At 37.7% G+C, this 19,107-nt stretch carries 21 protein-coding genes and 2 pseudogenes; 12 read left to right on the top strand and 11 right to left on the bottom strand.

Annotation, left to right across the window (positions count from 1 at the left end):
* Window positions 1–10 precede the first annotated feature (10 nt).
* The 8 genes from ACE1TI_RS13695 (at window position 11) to ACE1TI_RS13660 (ending at window position 6,290) form a co-directional block, all read left to right on the top strand.
* Window positions 11–2,419 (top strand): Na+/H+ antiporter subunit A, encoded by a 2,409-nt coding sequence (locus ACE1TI_RS13695; protein WP_375008143.1) that lies wholly within the window; start codon window positions 11–13, stop codon window positions 2,417–2,419.
* Complete coding sequence (locus tag ACE1TI_RS13690) at window positions 2,416–2,838, top strand: Na(+)/H(+) antiporter subunit B (protein WP_375008142.1); 423 nt, start codon at window positions 2,416–2,418, stop codon at window positions 2,836–2,838. The genes ACE1TI_RS13695 and ACE1TI_RS13690 overlap by 4 nt, the downstream gene beginning before the upstream one ends.
* The gene (locus ACE1TI_RS13685; RefSeq protein WP_375008141.1) at window positions 2,838–3,179 is read left to right on the top strand and encodes a Na(+)/H(+) antiporter subunit C; all 342 of its coding nucleotides are present in this window, start codon (window positions 2,838–2,840) and stop codon (window positions 3,177–3,179) included. Before ACE1TI_RS13690 ends, ACE1TI_RS13685 begins: the two co-directional genes overlap by 1 nt.
* Entirely contained in the window at window positions 3,172–4,656 is a 1,485-nt protein-coding gene (locus ACE1TI_RS13680) for a Na+/H+ antiporter subunit D (protein WP_375008140.1), read from the top strand. The genes ACE1TI_RS13685 and ACE1TI_RS13680 overlap by 8 nt, the downstream gene beginning before the upstream one ends.
* Before the next feature lie 5 nt (window positions 4,657–4,661).
* Window positions 4,662–5,138 carry a Na+/H+ antiporter subunit E gene (locus ACE1TI_RS13675; RefSeq protein WP_375008139.1) on the top strand — a complete coding sequence of 159 codons (477 nt, stop codon included), beginning with the start codon at window positions 4,662–4,664 and terminating at the stop codon, window positions 5,136–5,138.
* Window positions 5,138–5,419, top strand: a complete 282-nt coding sequence (locus ACE1TI_RS13670; RefSeq protein WP_375008138.1) for a Na(+)/H(+) antiporter subunit F1 — start codon at window positions 5,138–5,140, stop codon at window positions 5,417–5,419. The genes ACE1TI_RS13675 and ACE1TI_RS13670 overlap by 1 nt, the downstream gene beginning before the upstream one ends.
* Complete coding sequence (mnhG, locus tag ACE1TI_RS13665) at window positions 5,400–5,765, top strand: monovalent cation/H(+) antiporter subunit G (RefSeq protein WP_375008137.1); 366 nt, start codon at window positions 5,400–5,402, stop codon at window positions 5,763–5,765. Before ACE1TI_RS13670 ends, mnhG begins: the two co-directional genes overlap by 20 nt.
* A 252-nt stretch (window positions 5,766–6,017) precedes the next feature.
* On the top strand, window positions 6,018–6,290 hold the full coding sequence (locus tag ACE1TI_RS13660; RefSeq protein ID WP_091587116.1) for an HU family DNA-binding protein: 273 nt from the start codon (window positions 6,018–6,020) through the stop codon (window positions 6,288–6,290).
* A 96-nt stretch (window positions 6,291–6,386) separates the two neighbouring features.
* Here ACE1TI_RS13660 and sigK read toward each other — a convergent pair whose 3' ends face one another.
* Window positions 6,387–7,124, bottom strand: a complete 738-nt coding sequence (gene sigK, locus ACE1TI_RS13655) for an RNA polymerase sporulation sigma factor SigK (RefSeq protein ID WP_375008136.1) — start codon at window positions 7,122–7,124, stop codon at window positions 6,387–6,389.
* A 428-nt stretch (window positions 7,125–7,552) separates the two neighbouring features.
* Here sigK and ACE1TI_RS13650 point away from each other — a divergent pair, with 428 nt between their 5' ends.
* Complete coding sequence (locus ACE1TI_RS13650; protein ID WP_375008135.1) at window positions 7,553–7,846, top strand: HesB/YadR/YfhF family protein; 294 nt, start codon at window positions 7,553–7,555, stop codon at window positions 7,844–7,846.
* A 343-nt stretch (window positions 7,847–8,189) separates the two neighbouring features.
* Window positions 8,190–10,181, top strand: coding sequence for a S9 family peptidase (locus ACE1TI_RS13645; RefSeq protein WP_375008134.1), 1,992 nt, complete (start codon window positions 8,190–8,192; stop codon window positions 10,179–10,181).
* A gap of 62 nt (window positions 10,182–10,243) precedes the next feature.
* Here ACE1TI_RS13645 and ACE1TI_RS13640 read toward each other — a convergent pair whose 3' ends face one another.
* Window positions 10,244–10,420 carry a hypothetical protein gene (locus tag ACE1TI_RS13640; protein ID WP_375008133.1) on the bottom strand — a complete coding sequence of 59 codons (177 nt, stop codon included), beginning with the start codon at window positions 10,418–10,420 and terminating at the stop codon, window positions 10,244–10,246.
* A 139-nt stretch (window positions 10,421–10,559) separates the two neighbouring features.
* Here ACE1TI_RS13640 and ACE1TI_RS13635 point away from each other — a divergent pair, with 139 nt between their 5' ends.
* Window positions 10,560–11,201, top strand: a complete 642-nt coding sequence (locus tag ACE1TI_RS13635; RefSeq protein ID WP_375008132.1) for an NUDIX hydrolase — start codon at window positions 10,560–10,562, stop codon at window positions 11,199–11,201.
* A 30-nt stretch (window positions 11,202–11,231) separates the two neighbouring features.
* On the opposite strand, the gene ACE1TI_RS13630 is transcribed toward ACE1TI_RS13635, so the two are convergent.
* Window positions 11,232–11,453 carry a YrhC family protein gene (locus tag ACE1TI_RS13630; protein WP_375008131.1) on the bottom strand — a complete coding sequence of 74 codons (222 nt, stop codon included), beginning with the start codon at window positions 11,451–11,453 and terminating at the stop codon, window positions 11,232–11,234.
* A 99-nt stretch (window positions 11,454–11,552) separates the two neighbouring features.
* Window positions 11,553–12,248, bottom strand: a complete 696-nt coding sequence (mtnN, locus tag ACE1TI_RS13625; protein WP_375008196.1) for a 5'-methylthioadenosine/S-adenosylhomocysteine nucleosidase — start codon at window positions 12,246–12,248, stop codon at window positions 11,553–11,555.
* A 103-nt stretch (window positions 12,249–12,351) separates the two neighbouring features.
* On the opposite strand from mtnN, the gene ACE1TI_RS13620 reads away from it, so the two are divergent.
* On the top strand, window positions 12,352–12,576 hold the full coding sequence (locus tag ACE1TI_RS13620) for a DUF2536 family protein (RefSeq protein WP_375008130.1): 225 nt from the start codon (window positions 12,352–12,354) through the stop codon (window positions 12,574–12,576).
* Between the two features lie 132 nt (window positions 12,577–12,708).
* Here ACE1TI_RS13620 and ACE1TI_RS13615 read toward each other — a convergent pair whose 3' ends face one another.
* From ACE1TI_RS13615 to mltG, 7 genes and pseudogenes are all read right to left on the bottom strand, one after another.
* Window positions 12,709–13,413 carry a YrrS family protein gene (locus tag ACE1TI_RS13615; RefSeq protein ID WP_375008129.1) on the bottom strand — a complete coding sequence of 235 codons (705 nt, stop codon included), beginning with the start codon at window positions 13,411–13,413 and terminating at the stop codon, window positions 12,709–12,711.
* 616 nt (window positions 13,414–14,029) lie between these two features.
* A complete protein-coding gene (greA, locus tag ACE1TI_RS13610; protein WP_375008128.1) occupies window positions 14,030–14,506 on the bottom strand; it encodes a transcription elongation factor GreA in 477 nt (158 codons plus the stop codon).
* A gap of 187 nt (window positions 14,507–14,693) precedes the next feature.
* Entirely contained in the window at window positions 14,694–14,900 is a 207-nt protein-coding gene (locus ACE1TI_RS13605; protein WP_375008195.1) for a U32 family peptidase C-terminal domain-containing protein, read from the bottom strand.
* Window positions 14,901–15,059: 159 nt separating this feature from the next.
* Window positions 15,060–15,688 (bottom strand): annotated as a pseudogene (locus tag ACE1TI_RS13600) (peptidase U32 family protein); the annotation flags it as partial.
* Window positions 15,689–15,975: 287 nt separating this feature from the next.
* Window positions 15,976–16,920, bottom strand: a pseudogene (locus ACE1TI_RS13595) (peptidase U32 family protein).
* A 19-nt stretch (window positions 16,921–16,939) separates the two neighbouring features.
* Window positions 16,940–17,581, bottom strand: a complete 642-nt coding sequence (locus tag ACE1TI_RS13590) for an O-methyltransferase (RefSeq protein WP_375008127.1) — start codon at window positions 17,579–17,581, stop codon at window positions 16,940–16,942.
* A 132-nt stretch (window positions 17,582–17,713) separates the two neighbouring features.
* On the bottom strand, window positions 17,714–18,844 hold the full coding sequence (gene mltG, locus ACE1TI_RS13585; protein ID WP_375008126.1) for an endolytic transglycosylase MltG: 1,131 nt from the start codon (window positions 18,842–18,844) through the stop codon (window positions 17,714–17,716).
* Window positions 18,845–19,107: the final 263 nt, after the last annotated feature.

Raw genomic sequence — 19,107 nt, 5'->3', positions numbered from 1 at the left:
GAGGTTCTATATGTTAACAGCTTTACATTTTGCAATTATTGCACCGTTTATTGCGGCTATATTCGTTCCTATACTTTATAAAAAATTCACTCACATACATACTGGATGGTTTGTATTAGCAGTCCCTGCATTATTGTTTCTTTATTTCCTGCAATATTTACCAATTACAGCGAATAAAGAAACAGTCACCGCAGTCGTCGATTGGATACCTTCATTAGGTATACATTTTGCTGCTCATGTTGATGGATTAGGGCTTTTATTTGCTCTTTTGATTACAGGAATTGGCATTCTTGTAGTTTTATATTCAATTTATTACCTCTCTAAAGAAAAAGAAGCACTATATAACTTTTACACGTTTTTATTAATGTTCATGGGTGCGATGTTGGGGGTTGTATTGTCAGATAATTTAATCGTGCTTTACACCTTTTGGGAAATCACAAGCCTTTCATCCTTTTTGCTTATCTCCTATTGGTATGAAAGAGAAAAGTCGCGCTACGGCGCATTAAAGTCCATGTTAATTACAGTTATGGGCGGTTTTGCCATGCTTGTAGGTTTTGTGATGTTATACAGCATGACAGGTACATTCAGAATACAAGAAATTATAGCTTCAGCTGGGGAAATCGCCTCTCATTCTTTATTTATTCCAGCGATGCTGACGATATTATTAGGAGCGTTCACTAAATCTGCACAGTTCCCTTTTCATATATGGCTTCCTGATGCCATGGAAGCACCTACACCGGTAAGTGCTTACCTTCATTCCGCTACTATGGTAAAGGCAGGAATTTATCTAGTTGCCCGTTTAAGCCCTGTTTTTGCAATTAGCGGAGAATGGTTGTGGCTTGTAGCTGGCTTTGGGCTGACAACCCTATTTTGGGGATCCTTCTCTGCTGTAAGGCAAACAGATTTAAAAGGCATTCTTGCTTTTTCCACTGTTAGTCAGCTAGGAATGATCCTTTCCATGTTAGGGGTTGGTGCAGCAGCTATTCACTTCGACAGTATGGAGGATAACTTATATGTAGGAGCTACAACTGCGGCATTATTTCACTTAATTAACCATGCCACATTTAAAGGCAGTCTCTTTATGATGGTAGGCATAGTGGACCATGAAACGGGAACTAGAGACATACGCCGGCTGGGCGGGCTTATGACTGTAATGCCAATTACGTTTACCATTGCTGTTATTGGAAGCTTTTCTATGGCCGGCCTGCCCCCATTTAATGGTTTCTTGAGTAAAGAGATGTTTTTTACGGCTATGGTTGATATTACTTCGTTTCACCTGTTTAACATTGATAATATAGGCGTTGTATTCCCGGTAGTTGCATGGATTGCAAGCATATTTACATTTATTTACAGCATGATGCTTGTTTTTAAAACATTTACTGGGAAAATGCAGCCTGAAAAATTAGATACAAAGCCGCACGAAGCACCGTTTGGGATGCTGTTGTCTCCCATTGTTTTAATTATCTTAGTGGTGGTTTTCGGCTTTTTCCCAAATATTTTATCTTATTCAGTAATAGAACCAGCAATGGCTTCTATTCTTCCTTCTCTGTTAGGTGAAGGGGAGCAATTTTATGTAGATATTTATTTCTGGCACGGCTGGACAATTGAGCTCTTTATGACTCTGGGAGTAATAGGGATTGGTACACTTCTATACTTAAGCTTAAGAAAATGGGTGGCAATTTATCGGGCTTTTCCGGACTCTCTTACTTTAAACCATGTATATGATCAAACAGTTGTCGGTGTCGATCGAATGTCAAGGCGGTTAACCGGGTCCTATATGACTGGATTTGTTAGGGATTATTTGCTCTATATCTTTTCCTTCTTTGTTGCAGCCCTTGTATTCGTTTTGTTTAATAAAAACGCATTTTCCATAGAAGCGGCAGAACTGGCTCCTATAAGTGTATACGAAACGGTATTAGCTATTGTACTTGTCACCACAGCGTTCGTTGTTATGTTCACTAAATCCAGGTTAAAAGCAATTATCGGCTTAGGCGTATTAGGATATACGATAGCACTGTTTTTTGTTATATTCCGTGCCCCGGATCTTGCTTTGACCCAGTTGATCATTGAAACAGTTTCGGTAGCTTTGTTTCTGCTTTGTTTTTATCATCTTCCGCAAATTTCGCAAGAACTTGAGAAAGTACGTTTTCGCCTCGGAAATCTTATCATTTCCATTGCAGTGGGGATAACGGTTACTTTAATTGGTATATCTGCTAACAGCAATCGGTTGTTTGAATCGATATCCGGGTTCTTCCCCGATGCGAGCTATGATGAAGCAGGAGGGAAAAATATGGTTAACGTTATTCTTGTAGATTTCCGGGGATTTGATACGCTGCTGGAAATTTTAGTGCTTGGAATAGCAGCGCTAGGTATATATACGATGATTAAATTAAGATTAGCGAGGAGGAATGAGCTGTGAAATCAAATGACGTTATCTTACAAACAGCTACGAAGGTAGTACTGTTTATTATCCTCGCTTTTTCCGTGTTTATATTTTTTAACGGTCATCATGAACCAGGGGGCGGTTTTATTGGCGGTTTAATGACAGCTTCAGCCATTGTATTATTACTTCTCGCTTATGATTTAGAGATGGTAAAACGCATTCTGCCCTTTGATTTTAAACTCGTAACAGCTGCTGGACTACTTGTAGCAATTGGTACAGGGATGGGATCTTTTCTATTCGGCGTTCCTTTTCTGTCCCAAACATTCGACTATTTTACTTTCCCAGTGCTGGGGGAGCTTGAACTTGCTACCGCTTTATTATTTGATATTGGAGTTTACCTTGTAGTAGTTGGCGTAACCCTCACTATTATCCAGACAATAGGAGAGGATCAATAATGGAAATATTAATGTCTGTCATTGCCGGCATTTTGTTTATGACCGGCACTTATATGGTATTATCAAAAAACATGATCCGAATTATCATTGGTACAGCAATAATCAGCCATGGAGCACATGTGCTTCTACTAACAATGGCCGGCTTAAAAACTGGAGCGCCTCCTCTTTTAGGCCTCGAAGCTTCCACTTATACCGACCCGCTCCCCCAAGCATTGATTTTAACGGCCATTGTAATTAGCTTTGGTGTGACATCTTTTTTTATTGTTCTTGGATACAGAGCTTATAAGGAAACAGGAACAGATGACACCGAAAAATTGAGAGGAACTGATTCGTATGACTAATTTAGTGATATTGCCTATATTAATACCGTTATTAACCGGGGTAATTCTTCTATTTACCCCGAGTCAAATAAATTTCCAAAAAATATTAAGTGTAATAGCAGCACTAGCATTAATTGTCGTAAACGTATTTCTTATGATTGATGTTTTGAATAATGGAATTAACACCCTTGAATTAGGTGGATGGCAGCCGCCATTTGGCATCGTATTGGTTGGAGATATGCTGGCTGTCTTACTTATAACAGCAACTTCAGTCGTAAGTTTTGCAGTATTGCTCTTCTCTTTTCACTCTATAGGGCAAGAAAGAGAAAAATATTACTACTACGCGTTCTATCAATTTCTAATCACAGGTGTTACTGGCGCTTTCTTAACTGGCGATTTATTTAACTTGTTTGTTTTTTTTGAAGTTATGCTTATTGCTTCCTACATTTTAATTGTGCATGGCGGCACTATAGTTCAATTAAGAGAATCTTTTAAATATGTACTCGTTAATATAATCTCATCCGCACTCTTTGTTATAGGAGTTGCTTATCTTTACGCTGTAACCGGCACCTTAAATATGGCTCATCTATCTGAAAGAATTAGGAGTCTGGAAACAGAAGCACCCATTCTTACTGTCATTGCTATACTATTTTTAATTGTGTTCGGTTTAAAAGGGGCATTGTTCCCTTTATATTTTTGGCTTCCTGGTTCCTACGCTGCACCTCCTGCTGCTATCGCTGCTATATTTGGTGCACTGCTCACAAAAGTCGGTATGTATTCTATTTTCAGAACATATTCGGTTATTTTTGTACACGATACAGGTTATACCCATCAGATTTTGGCAGTACTTGCTGCTATCACAATGCTCGCAGGTGTCATTGGCGCAATTGCTCACCAAGACGTTAAAAAAATACTAGTTTACAATGTCATTGTGGCAGTAGGTTTCGTACTGTTTGGAGTAGCAACGATGACAGAAGCAGGCTTTATGGGAGCTATTTATTACCTTATTCATGATATGGTTATTAAAGGAGCGTTATTTCTTATAATAGGTGCTATGGTTACTGTTGCGGGGACAAGCCACCTAAAAGAAATGGGCGGCTTAATAAAACACCATCCAAAACTCGGTTGGATGTTTTTCACTTCTACTATGGCACTGGTAGGAGTACCTCCGCTGAGCGGGTTTGTTGGTAAATTGCTGCTGGTGCAAGGCGGCATTGATTCAGGTCAGTTTTGGATTGTTGCGGTAATGATGCTTTCAAGTTTACTTGTAATGTACTCCATGATCCGGATCTTTTTAAATGGATTTTACGGTAAGATTAAGTTATTGAAAGCAGACCAGTACGGCACCACAAAAGGATTGCTGCTTCCTTGTGCAATCCTTGTTGCTATGTCTGTCTTCCTAGGTCTAGGTGCTCAGGTAATATATCCTTTCGTTGCAACTGCGGCAGAGACTTTATTGCAGCCTGAAATTTATATTGACGCCGTGTTAAAGGAGTAATGGCTATGTCATTTCAATTAATTATCAACCTTATTATTGCAGTTATCTGGATGTTCATGAACAATGCTTGGACTGTTTCGGGATTAGTTAGCGGCTTCGTAATAGGGCTCGTTATCCTTTATTTACTACGTGGTTTTTTCCTGGGAAGGTTTTATTTCATCAGCTTCGTTGCTATTGTCAAGTTAATGATAATCTTTTTGAAAGAACTCATTCTTTCCAGCGTAGAAGTAGTTGGGCAGATTATTCAGCCGAAATTAAAAATTCAGCCTGGTATTTTTGCGATGGATATCGAGCTTAAAAAGGAATGGGAAGTAACAGTACTGTCTTGTCTTATTACTTTAACTCCAGGCACCCTGGTAGTAGACGTTTCTCCAGATAATAAGACGCTTTATATACATGCGATGCATTTACCTGATGTAGAAAAAGCCAAAAGTGATATTAAAAATTCGTTCGAAAAAGCCATTCAGGAGGTGAGCCGGTAATGATTAATCTTTTATTTAATACATCCGCTGTTATTATCGCTATATCGATTTTAATAGCATTATACCGGGTTGCTAAGGGCCCTTCCATGCCAGATCGTGTTATTGCTCTTGATATGATAGGTATCAATTTAATTAGTTTGGTAGCTGTTGTATCGCTTATTTTAGAGACGATTGCATTTTTCGAAGTAATGCTTCTTCTTGGCATTTTAGCTTTCATTGGAACGGTGGCATTTTCAAAATTTATAGAAAAGGGTGTTGTCATTGAACGTAAACGAGATTAGCGGCTTATTTATCGGTGTCATCGTCCTGTTAGGTTCACTTTTAAGCTTGATAAGTGCTGTAGGCTTAGTTCGTCTGCCTGACATTTATACAAGGTCTCATGCTGCTACAAAATCTGCAACTTTGAGTGTACTTTGTATATTATTCGGCTTGTTTCTCTTCTTTACCGTGGTAGAGGGGTACGTTAGTGCACGAATATTATTAGGGATTGTGTTTGTGTTTATTACCGCTCCCGTTGGCGGCCATTTAATTTCACGTGCAGCATATCATTCTGGAGTTTCATTATGGGAATCAAGCATACAAGATGAACTTTATAGTAAGAAAAATAAACAGCATTCTTCTACTTAAAAATGATCATGAATTGTTGATATTTCTGTATCTATTCACGGTATTTTTTCTTCTTTTTAGTCATTTTTTGGATAAAAATGTAAAATGCTTTTATATCAAGGGGTTTGAAATCTTTTATTTTTGGTTACAATAATGCCAAATCATTAGCGATTTTGCTTAAATTCCCCGTCAACACTTGACATATCAAGGATTTCATGAGTAAATTTGTATTGTACATGCTCTATATTATTAGGAATGAAAGGGAGTTTTTTCATGAACAAGACAGATTTAATTAACGCTGTAGCAGAACAAGCAGACATTTCAAAAAAAGACGCATCAAAAGCAGTAGATGCTGTATTCGACAGCATTACCGACACTTTGAAAAAAGGTGACAAAATTCAGCTTGTTGGCTTTGGAAGCTTTGAGGTACGCGAGCGTGCAGCAAGAAAAGGCCGCAACCCGCAAACAGGCGAAGAAATTAAAATTCCAGCAACAAAAAATCCTGCCTTCCGTCCGGGAAAGCAGCTAAAAGATGCTGTTAACTAAAACGAAACATACTTTCTCACTTTCAATAAAAGAAAGTATATATAAAGAAGCTTTTCCTTCATAAACGGAAAAGCTTCTTTTTCATTTTATTATTTTTTAATTGTTCAGAGACGAAGTTTTCCCATCTGACAAACCCTGTTTCTGCTGCTTGTAAAATTCTTGAAATAGTTTAAGCAGTGCTCTTTTCTCAATCCTTGATACATAGCTTCTAGAAATACCTAGTTCTTTTGCAATTTCTCTTTGAGTTTTTTCTTTTTCTTTTTCCAGCCCAAAACGATATATAATAACTTCTTTTTCCCGTTCATCTAACACATCCATGAAACCATACACTTGCTTTTTCTCCATTTTGAGCTGAATCAGATCAGCAATGTCAGGCCCTTCTTCTTGGAGAACATCTAAGAGAGAGATTTCATTTCCTTCTTTATCGCTGCCAATAGGATCATAAAGCGATATATCCTTCTTTACTTTCTTTAACGCTCTTAAATGCATAAGTATTTCATTTTCCACGCATCTCGCTGCATACGTTGCGAGCTTCGTCCCTTTTGCTGGTGAATAACTCTCAATCCCTTTGATCAACCCTATCGTTCCTATTGATATTAAATCTTCGGTATCTTCACGGGTATTCTCAAATTTTTTTACAATGTGTGCGACTAATCTTAGGTTATGTTCAATTAATATGTTTCTTGATTCTTGGTCACCTTTCTGCATTTTCTCTAAATGTTTTTTTTCTTCCTCTTTAGACAGAGGCTGCGGAAAAGCATTATTTTTTACGTAGGAGACAAAAAGAGCCAGCTCTTTAAACAAATAAATGGCGGCAGTCAATAGGCTTGACACCATCTAGCCTCCTTCCACTTCACATTCTTTAATCAGTATATGCGGAAGGTAAATTTAATTGTTTGTCCCTAAAAAATTCTTAAAATTATGTTATTTAAGCTTGTTCACATTTTCTTTCCATTGTTTTCTGACCATTTCGTCCACCAATTCTTTTTCTTTCTGTTTTAAAGGTCTTCCCAATTCTTTCTCAAATTTTTTTTTAAGGGATAAAAAATATGTAAAATTGTGTCTCAAATTGGCCCCCTCCACTATTTCCTTTTATTTCTTTATTATATAAATTATTTTACCATATATATTTTTGCCTTAAAATAAAATTAATTAAGCTTACCTGTAAAATGGTATATACAGTTATTTTTTACGGAATAAATCGTTTCGGCTATATTTAATAGGGAAGAAATTTATTAACTTCTTTAACAGGAGTGTCAGCTATGAAAATTACAGTAACACAACCAGCTTTAAAATGGTTTCAAGATGAAATGGACGCAGTGAAAGGAGATTCTATTCGTTTTTATGCGCGCTTTGGAGGGCACTCCTCCATAAAACCGGGCTTCTCTTTAGGTGTTTCTAAATCAGAGCCTGTGGAAAAAGCTTCTGAAACAGAACAAGATGGCATTGTGTTCTTTATTGAAGAGAAAGACAAGTGGTTTTTTAAAGATTATGATTTACATGTAAAATACAGCAGAAAATATAACGAAGTTGAATATGAATATGTGAGAAAATAAAAAATGCTGCCTGCTTTTTATATAGCCAGGCAGCTTAAAGTGGAGAGAGATACCAACAAGGAGAGATACAGTCGGCAAAGACTTCCTTCACCATTAGTATAATTAAATGCAGTTTAGGATAACAGTGATTTTGTCAGATAATCTGCCTTTAAACTTTTAAAGTTTCCTATCTTATTGCAACAAAATATGAAAACGTTTGAGTTTTTTTCTTTTTTTTACTATACTGATTTCACGTATTCCACTATTCTGCCAGTGTTTTATTTTATAAGCTCTTATTAAGATATGACTTCTTAAACATAGCAAAACCTAAGAAACATGGCTTTATTATAAAGGGGGAAATTTTTTGGGCATTCAAAAAAGACCAATTACTGCTGAAGATTTAAAACAGATTAACATTGTCAGTGATCCTCAGATTGCGGCAGATGGAGAAAAATATGCTTTTGTTCAAACAAAAGTCGGAGAAGATTTAGAATACTATTCCCATTTGTTCGTTCATAACCTTACCGATGATCTTCCTGTGCAATGGACTTTCGGAAAAGTGAGAGATCACTCTCCCCGCTGGTCTCCTGATGGTTCAGAGTTGGCTTTTGTTTCTTTTCGTTCTGGTAAAAACCAAATATGGATGATGTCTGCAACCGGTGGGGAGCCTCGTCAAATAACAGACTTGAACAATGGTGCTTCCGAGCCTGTTTGGTCTCCTAATGGCAGATACTTACTGTTTATTACCTCCCTAGCAGCAAATGAGATGCCTGCTTCAGAAGATGACAACGAAGACAATAATGATAATAAAAAACCATTGATAGTTGAAAAGCTTAAATATAAAGCCGATGACAAAGGTTTTCGGAAAGGAAAGCGCACCCACCTTGCATTATACGATTTAAAAAAAGATCATATGGAAGTATTAACCGATGGGGATTTTGACCATCATTCGGCAGATTGGTCTCCAGACAGCTGCCAGATCGTATTCAGCGCTAACCGTGATGAAAATGAAGACAGTTCTAATACTTTAGATCTTTTTATTATCGATACGGAAACCAAAGACATTGTGAAATTAACCAGTTCCTCCGGTGTCTTTTCTTCGGCAAAATGGTCCCACGATGGCAAAAAAATTGTTTGCATTGGCCATGAATTAGAGTATAAAGCGGCAACCTTAAACCAAGTGTGGATATTAGATCCTTTAACTAAAGATAAAACTTGCATGACATTAAAGTGGGACGTTCAAATTGGTGATGCCTCTATTGGCGATTTACGTTCAGGTCACCCAAATCCGGGACCTATGTGGTCAAGTGATCAAGAACATATATTTTTTACAGCAAGTGATCATGGTAATACTGGACTTTATCAAATGGACATGGATGGAGAAATTACAGCCATTCATGAGGAAGAAAATCATTTATTCGGCTGCTCCTACCATGCTGATCTTGATATTTTTATCGCTGGGATCAGCGACCCCTCGAATCCTGGAGATTTTTTCAAGATAAAGCGTGGAGAAAAAGGGAAAGTACGTTTAACTGATGTAAACACAGAATTTTTAAAAGAAATCCACCTTTCTATTCCAGAACCGATTGTTACAAAGGCAGAAGACGGATGGGAAATTCACGGGTGGATTATGAGGCCGGCTAATTTTGAAGAAGGTCAGCGATATCCAATGATTCTCGAAATTCATGGTGGACCGCATGCTATGTATGCAAACACGTTTTTTCATGAGTTTCAGCTGCTTGCGGCTAAAGGCTATGTGGTACTTTATACAAATCCAAGAGGGAGTCACGGATACGGCCAAACCTTTGTGAATGCTTGCCGGAATGATTATGGCGGAAAAGATTATTCTGATTTGATGAACGCCGTGGACCATGTTCTTGAGCAGTATGACTTTATTGATGAAAGGCGTTTAGGAGTCACCGGCGGTAGCTATGGCGGTTTTATGACCAATTGGATTGTCAGTCATACTAATCGTTTTAAAGCTGCCGTCACACAGCGTTCCATCTCAAATTGGACCAGCTTTTATGGCGTAAGTGATATTGGATTCTTTTTTACTGATTGGGAACTTGGTGCTAATGTTTTGGATGACCCTGAGAAGCTGTGGCATCATTCTCCAATTAAATATGCCCGTGACATTAATACCCCTTTACTCATTATGCACGGAGAAAAAGATTACCGGTGTCCAATTGAACAAGGCGAACAATTGTTCATTACGTTAAAATATTTAGAGAAACAGGTTAAATTTTTACGCTTTCCTGAAGCCAATCATGAGCTAAGCAGGAGCGGTCCTCCATCTCTTCGCCTTGAGCGTCTGAATCATATGGTAGAATGGTTCCAAGAACACCTTACCTCCTAAAACTCAGGACGAAATTAATTCCTGATTGATAAGCAGCCAGAACATTAAATATCTCTGGCTGCTTATTTTGTCTCCTTTCTCTCAGTGGAGGACGAATCTTTCGTTTTATCTTTCTGCTTCATTTCTTTTTCTTCCAATTTTAAATCTTCTAATGGTACTGGGTCTTCATGGGCAGTTGGCGGCGTATCCTTTTCTGTCTTCATAGATTTATTTCGATTATTATTTCTATTTTCAGGCATCAATGAAGGCTCCTTCTTTCTCTTGTTATTATTGTATATACCACAAAGCTAAAATGTGAAAACAGAATGCCTTAATGATGAGTTAATTAGTATTGTCTGCTATCATAAAAAAAAGGAGTTAAAGGGGGAAATAAAATAAGTGAGTGTAGATAAACAGAAAGTATTTAAAAGCTTTTCGAATAGACAACAAGGAATTATTGATGAAAATCTTATGCGCCGTTACGCTGTTTTGATTCCTTTGATTGAATTAGATGATGAATTACATATGTTATTTGAAGTGAGAGCAAAGCATATGAACCGTCAGCCTGGAGAAATTTGTTTTCCTGGAGGTATGGTTGATTCTTCTGACCCTTCTCCTGCTGATGCTGCAGTTCGTGAATTGTGTGAAGAGGTAGGTGTAGAAAAAGAATATGTTACCTTAACGGGAAATTTAGATAGAATGATATCACCTTTTAATCAGATCATTTACCCATACGTAGGGTTTATAGAGGATACCGCACCAATGACACCAAATCAAGAAGAGGTAGATGAACTCTTTACCGTCCCGGTTTCTTTTTTTCTCAACACCTCACCTGAACGTCACGACGTCTATTTAAAAGTAGAACCGGCTTCTTCTTTTCCATTTAAATACATACCGGGAGGAGAAAATTATCCATGGAGAAAAGGGGTCATTCCTGAGTATTTTTACTTTTACAACCAATATGTAATTTGGGGGTTAACGGCGAGGATTATTAAGCATTTTATCGAAGAATTAAATATAAAAGAAAAAAAAGAAAAATAACCGCGCCTTTCCATTAGAGACGCGGCCATCCTATGCTGACTTATCTTTTATTCTTTTCGCAAACAGATGGAAGAATATTGATACTGATAACAGTATACCTATTATTATAAGAGCAGCTGTCTCTTTTTGCTCAGAAAACGTTTCTGGTAAAAAATAACCTAAGCTTAAAAAAGAAGCCAAAGTTAATAAAATTTTACTGAAGGTAATATAGTCCTGGGCCAGCTTCTGCTGTTTGTCTGTATGCTGTTCCATCGTCTCTCCCCTCTCTCTGCCCATTTATAAGTGATTGTATCATAGGTGATGAGAGGTATAATTAGGAGACTTAAACCAATTCTGACAGATGCTGTACAGTTATCTGTTTAACTCTTCTAACATGGAAAGAACTAGATTTGCAGAATGAACAGAAGCTTTTTCTAAAAACTGGTCATATGACAGTTTAGCGTCCTGTCCGGCAATGTCACTCAAAGAACGGATAATGACAAAAGGAGCGTTAAACCTATAACATACCTGGGCTATAGCTCCAGCTTCCATTTCAGCACACTGAGGTTCTACAAACGTATTTTTTAAAAAAGAAACCCTCGTATCGTCACTCATGAAAGAGTCTCCAGATACGATCAGCCCCTTTAATGCTGTTAAGTTTTCGTGTGCTGCACATTTCTCTGCCACCTGTACAAGTTGATCATCCGCTTCATATTTTGCTGGCATCTGAGGCACCTGGCCAAATTCATAGCCAAATACGGTAGCGTCAACGTCATTGTAGCGAACCTCTTTAGAAATCACCAGATCGCCTACATCCAAAGCTGGATTGAACCCGCCAGCTGAACCTGTATTTATAACGGCATCAGGTTTAAACTTTTGCAGAAGAACAGTCGTGCTAATTGCTGCGTTTACTTTTCCTATACCTGATTTCACCAGTATAACTTCTTGTTCTTTTATGTAGCCAATATGAAAAAAACTCCCGCCAATTTCTTCATCCTTACGGTTTTTTAGCTGATCTTTTAACAATTCTACTTCTTCATCCATTGCTCCTATTACTGCTATTTTCATTCTAACAATTCCTTTCTGTTTTATCAGTTTCTTCACATGCTGCCTTCCTTATATTATAATACTATCACGGTTAGAGAAAGGATTACATAAAGGAGGAACCATTTTGAGTATACAACTACAGCCTATAGGAGACAAAATAGAATTATTTGAAGCGGAATCACTTCAAAAATTAGAAGAAAAAATTAATAAAAAAATTGAACATAACGAAGCTATTCTTCTTAATGTACACAGTGTACAGCATCAAGTTCATTATGACCCTTCCACATCAATGCCTGTTTATACAGCTGTTGTACATTTCAAAGGGAAACAGCCTGGAAATACCCAATAAGCTCCTCAACAAAGAATATCTAGCTCCAAAGGGGGAAGGAACATTTCCTGGACAAAACCGGGATCTTGTCTTTGAGTTTACAAAAAAGCTTCTGTCACTTTTAAGGTGTAACAGAAGCTCATCTCTCACTCATTAGTTATAAGGGTTAGAATCGAGCACTTCTACTTCAAGAGGTTTCCAACCTTCATTTTCAACAAATTCCATTGTTACTTGATAAGGATTATTTTTATTATCTTTATCACTTACTACTCCCACAACAGTATGGCTGTCCCCACCATTTTCTATCCGCCAGTAAATTATATCATCTTCATCTGCTTCATCGAGACCTGTTGCATACCGTAAAGCCATTTGCATTTCTTCCCAGTTCTGGCTGTTTTCAGAAAAGTTGTGACTAAAAGATCCAGATTGCTCTGTACCAATCGGCTCCCATTCTCCATTCTCACCGTCTCCCTCAGGAATTTGAGGACCATCCTGTTCATTCTCTTCTTCAGCTGACTCTTCCTCTTCTCTATCTTGTTGGGTTTCTTCTGTTTCTTCATTATCTTGAGTATCTCTATTATCATCGCTCTCCTCTGAATCATTCGTATCCGTTTCAGGTGTATCATCAGGAGAAGATTCCTCTTCAACTGGTTCCGTATCCGTCTCTTGTGCGACATCTTCTGTTTCTTCCTCTTCTACAGCCTGGTCATCACCGGAAAAAAATAATTGAACAGCAAAAAATATTATAAGAGCACCTACTGCGACAATCGAAGCGTTTAAAATTCGATTCATTCGTTTTCTTTTTCGCATTTCATATCGAGTATCTTCCCCGAAACCGCGATTATTATTGTTTTTCACCTTTCATCACCTGCAATTCCTTTCAGCACATAGTGAGATCCATTCTCTATTTTATAATATAAGATTTTTTAGGGATTATCGAGAGGGTTTTGTGGTTTTTTCAGTATTTTACACAAATCAATAGATTTTTTTATATGAAAGGAACAAATGGATATTCTACCGCATATTTATCCACAACTCGTAAAAATATAATTTCCTAAACAAGAACAAAAGCGCAAGCGCCCTGTTCAGCCTCGACAGGTAAATGTTCTTCAGTCATGAAAGGCGCTCTTACTTCCACAGGATGTAGTGACTTCTGCGTTGCACTTTCGTCGCCAAAAACGCCACGTCCTGTGCGTCGACGTGTGCGTATTTAGCAGAAGGGTCCTAAAGGATGTTCAACTAAGAACGTCACCAACGTCGAACTAGCTTGCACAGGATGTGCTGACTTTTGCTAGAATTGCGAACACGATGTTCGCAATTCTAGCAAAAGTTCCTTAAACCGTCTTGGGCCTCCGAGAGGCTGGGCGCTGAAGCTAGACGCGGATAATCCACAACTTGTAAAAACATAATTTCCTAAACAGTAAAAAAGCAGCGAGCCAGCTCGCTGCTTAAAAATTTATATTGCCATTTGACCCTAATTTACTTCTATTATTTCTACATCAATGTCGCCGCCAGGTGTATTAACCGTTACTTCTTCTCCTACTTTTCTTCCCAGCAGACTCTGAGCCATTGGTGAATCATTTGAAATTTTTCCTTCAAGCGGGTCTGATTCTGCACTTCCTACAATGGTATACACTTCTTCTTCCCCATCTGGAAGCTCCTTAAACCTAACGGATTTACCAAGAGCTACTTCTGTATTATTAGAAGAATCTTCTTCAATAATGACAGCGTTTTTGAGCATTTTTTCAATCTGATTAATTCTTCCTTCTACAAAAGCTTGTTCATCCTTGGCTGCATCATACTCGGAGTTTTCAGAGAGGTCTCCAAAGCTTCTTGCTATTTTAATACGTTCAACAACTTCTTGCCGACGCTCTGTCTTTAAATAGTTAAGTTCTTCCTCCAATTTGTGCTTTCCCTCTTCTGTCATATAATGCTGTTTTTCTTCTGCCATTTTATTTGTCACTCCTCTAACTGATAATTACCATATAATTTACCTACACATAATAGATATGAGAAAGGTCTGTTCCTAAGCATATTTTTTCGAAGGTTTTAAGGAACAGGCCTTCCTTTGGTTAAATGTTACATATTTTCTTACTGCCATTATCATACGCATCGTATGGAAAAAATACAAACCATTTTTACTTTTTATTTTTTCTCATCATATCCCAACGCTTTACTTCTTGAGCTGCCTGAAAGGAAACAATTTGCAGCGGATGTTTGGCAGCATCTAATTTATTTCCGTCTTCATCAAATATTTCATAAACCGTTTGTTTAAAGGTATTCCCCTCAGGTCCGAAAAATTCTACTTCATCACCTGGTTTAAAATGATTTCTTTGTTGAACCATAACCATTTGGGTGGACGTATCATAATCGAGCACCAACCCCGTGAAATCATAAGAAGTATTTTTACTGGTTTCTTCCCACAATTGTTCTTTGTATGTTGGCACGTTTTCAAAAAAGGTAGGTGCTGTGTCCCGATTCGCACATTTTCCAAGCTCTTCTAACCATTCCTTTTTTATGTGAAAATGTTCTGGATTATTACAGTATTCATCAATTACTTTGCGGTACACGGATGCAACAGTTGCTACATAATGAATAGATTTCATCCTGCCTTCAACCTTTAAGCTGTCAATTCCTGCCTCAATTAGTTTAGGAATCGATTGAATTAGGTTAAGTCTTTTGGACTCATAGAAAAAGGTGCCTTATTATTCGTTTGCAGGGATTTCTTTTCATTTCCATTTGTTTCCAAAATATCATAATTCCATCGGCAGGATTGGCAGCAGCCGCCTCTATTAAAATCCCTTGCTGTCATATAATTGCTTAATACACATCTTCCTGAGTAAGATATGCACATTGCTCCATGAATAAATGTTTCAATTTCAATATCCACATGTTTCTTTATTTCCAGCATTTCTTCCAGGCTTACTTCCCTTGCCAATACGACTCTTTCCAGCCCCTGTTCTTTCCAGAATTTAGCTGCCATCCAATTAGCCAGAGATTATTGTGTGGATAAATGCACCTCTAGAAGAGGAGCCAATTTTTTAGCAGTTTCTATGATTAAAGGATCCGCTGCAATAATCCCGGTTACTCCCGCTTCTTCAACCGATTGTAAATACTCACTGAGTCCTTCCATATTTTCATTATGGGCATATATATTTGTTGTAACGTATACTTTTGCTCCATATTTTTCAGCAAAAGCCACTCCCTCTTTCATTTCCTGTACAGAAAAATTACCGGCATTAGAGCGAAGGCCAAATTCTTGGCCGCCAATATATACTTCATCTGCGCCATAATGCACAGCTATTTTTAGTTTCTCGCTCGAGATTTCCAGCAGGCAGGAGCAGTTCCGGTTTTTTCAAGGCAGGATATTGTCTCTTTGTCTGTATTTTTTCAGCAAGAGCCTGCACTTTTTACCCCCCCTTAATATACTGTTTCTTTAAAGAAAAAGCCAGTGTCAATATCCCGAAAACCTGGCTGCAGCCGCCTGGCTTTTTCTAACAGCTCATCTCTTTTTTGGTTATACAGCGATTGGTGCTGGCCGTACATTTCTATAGCTTCTTTATAAAGACCAGTAATTCCTTTAAGATATTCTTTATCCTTTAAAATACCATCTATTTAAATGCATTTACTCCGCTCTCAATCAATTCATCTAGTTCATCAATGATACACATATCTTTTGGACTCATCATAATGTGCGTACCATTTTCATCCTCAAAAATTGGATATAAAGCGTCACGTTCAGGATCATATAAATGTATACTGCGTTCTTTGTCTCTTCGTTCCACTTTTAAATTTTTGCCTGATATTCCATGTAATTTCCAATCAGTTTCCGTTTAGACTGAAACATACATCCCATCCCATCCCATGAACCTGCACCTCTATTTCTACATCGGCATTTTCACTGGTTTCTACGATGGAATCCATATTTATTTCACGGGCAAGCACCACTCGCTTTGCTCCTTGCTTACCCCAATAATTGGCAGAATACCAATTCGTTGCTGTGGTTTCTGTATCCCAATTCAGTGGTATAGCTGGGGCCGTTTCTTTTGCAATCATAAGGACAGCCGGGTCCCCAAAGACAATCGCGTCTACGTTAATTTGTTTTAAAAATCTAATATATTCTTGCAGCTTACTTATATTATCATTATGAAATATAGCATTAACAGCTGAATAAACTTTCGCCCCTCTTTCATGAGCCAATTGTACTGCTCTTTCTAACTCCGTTCTCTTAAACTCCCCTGCAAGCCGCAAGCCGTAATCGAAAGTTTCTTCACCTGCTAAAAAGGCATCAGCCCCAGCAGAAACCAATTCAGGAATGTCTGCTGCCTGATGAGGAGTAACGAGCAGTTCAGGTTTATTTACCATATCTTTTCACCTGCTTTAGTTATACTTTTTTACTAACAGCCAGTCCATCTCCTACAGAAAGAAACCTTGTAGAAAAAGACGGATGATCAGCCAGCCATTCATTGTATGAATGTATTTTTCGAACCATCGGTCGTATACGTTTAGGAGATTTTTCAGGATTGATAACGAAACCTTTAAAAAAGACATTATCTGTAATAATGAGACCATTTTGTTTTAGATAAGGTGTATATTTATTAAAATATTTCTCATATTTTCCTTTTGCAGCATCAATAAATAATACATCAAATAAGGGATGGTCATCAAGAGAAAGAGTATCATCCAATGCATCTGCAAGAATGAATTCCGTTTGAGACACTAAATCACTTTTATTTCTAAACGAAAGAGCTGTATTGTAGCGCTCTTCATCTATTTCTAGAGAAACCACCTTCGCTTCAGGAAGATGATTTGCTATGCATAGCGCAGAGTATCCTATTGCTGTTCCAATTTCGATCACACGTTTACTGTTGTGTGCTTCTAATATTTGCAACATCACCTCTAAAGCTTCCGTTTCTATTATAGGAACATTATTAATCTCTGCATATTTTTCCATCTCATAAAACAAATGACCTGGTTCTTTGTTAAGCTGGCGTATATATTTTTTCATTTCCGGTTGGTCGTACATTTTATTTCACCTATATTCGAAATTTTGTAATCTTTATTAAGATTTACGTATAAAAGGCGGCTTCCCATCTCTCAGGAAAGCCGCTGGAGTTTTACTTATAGGTTTTATAACAAAAGAAACAAACCTTATCGATTATTCTGTTTCTTCAGCTTCTTCCCACTCGCTCCTATATGTTTCTTGCGTTTTCCTGTGTTCATCATAATCTTCATTATATATAACCTCTCCGTTTTGTCTTGCATAAAAATAGATATAATCATTGTCATTTGGAATCATTACTGCTTTTATAGAGTCCGCTCCTGGACTTGCTATTGGACCAGGCGGTAATCCTTCATATCTGTAAGTATTATATGGAGAGTCAGTTTCTAAATCCTCGAAAGATGTCATATATTTATGTTCGCCAATAGCATAAGCTACAGTAGGATCGACCTCTAACCTCATTCCTTCTTCTAACCGGTTAAATAGCACACCAGCAATGATAGGCCGATCTTCTTGACGCTGGGCTTCTCTTTCGACAATGGAAGCCAACGTTAATAAGTCATGTACAGAATAATCACTGGCTTCAAGTTGTTCTGAGAATTTTACCACATTTTCCTCCATGCGTTCAATCATTTGTTCAATAATCACAGAGATCGCTGGTTTTTCTTCCTCGAAATCATACCTTGCTGGAAACAAATAACCTTCAAGCGGATAACGCACATCTGATTGAAGTATGTCTTCATCTAAAATTTCATAGCGTTCTATTAACTCTTTTAGATACTCTTCATCTTCAAGCTGTTCTTCTATTTCTTCTTCTTCATAGGGAGTTTCTTTAGCAATTCTGGTAATAATGTCATCATACCACGTGCCCTCTGGTATAATGAACGTCAATTCTGGCTCTTGTATGACCGTTCCCTCTTTTAATGAACGTATAATTTCATTTATATCCATTGAAGGAGAGAGTTCATACGTCCCCGCTTGAAATCCTTTTTCGTTTTTGTAAGTTACATAATACCTGAAAATGGTACCGTTTTTAATAACTCCTTCTTCTTCTAGAATCTGCCCGATAGAAGAACTGCTAGAGCCAATTGGTATTTCCACTTCTACTGTTTCCTCATTTCCTTCATCCACTGGCTTTAGCGATGAAGTTATGTATATGTACCCCCCAATACCGACTCCAATAATAACCAGCGCTATTACTGCAATAACAATTAGGACAATTTTTCTAATAATTTTTGCTTGTTTGACCCGTTCTTCCAGCGGGTCTTTTGAATTATCTTTACTCATACAAGCCTCCCCCTTTTCCACCGCTTTCATTATACAACATTTGTCAATATTCGACCTGCTTCATATTATTTTTATTATTAGTGACAATGCTGTTTCTGCGTTTGGAAAAGGGGAATATAATCTCACTAATAAAAACGGTTCTATGTCAAATGTTGGGGTAGGAGTGCCTTACTCCTACTCCTTTATCCTACTTGAAATTCCGTTATTTTATATTGGTGATGTAATAAGACACGTAACCTTAAACGATCATAACGCTTGAAGCC

Source organism: Alteribacillus sp. JSM 102045, from assembly GCF_041949975.1.
Classification (GTDB): domain Bacteria; phylum Bacillota; class Bacilli; order Bacillales; family Marinococcaceae; genus Alteribacillus.
This window is presented reverse-complemented; position numbering and strand designations above follow the sequence as displayed.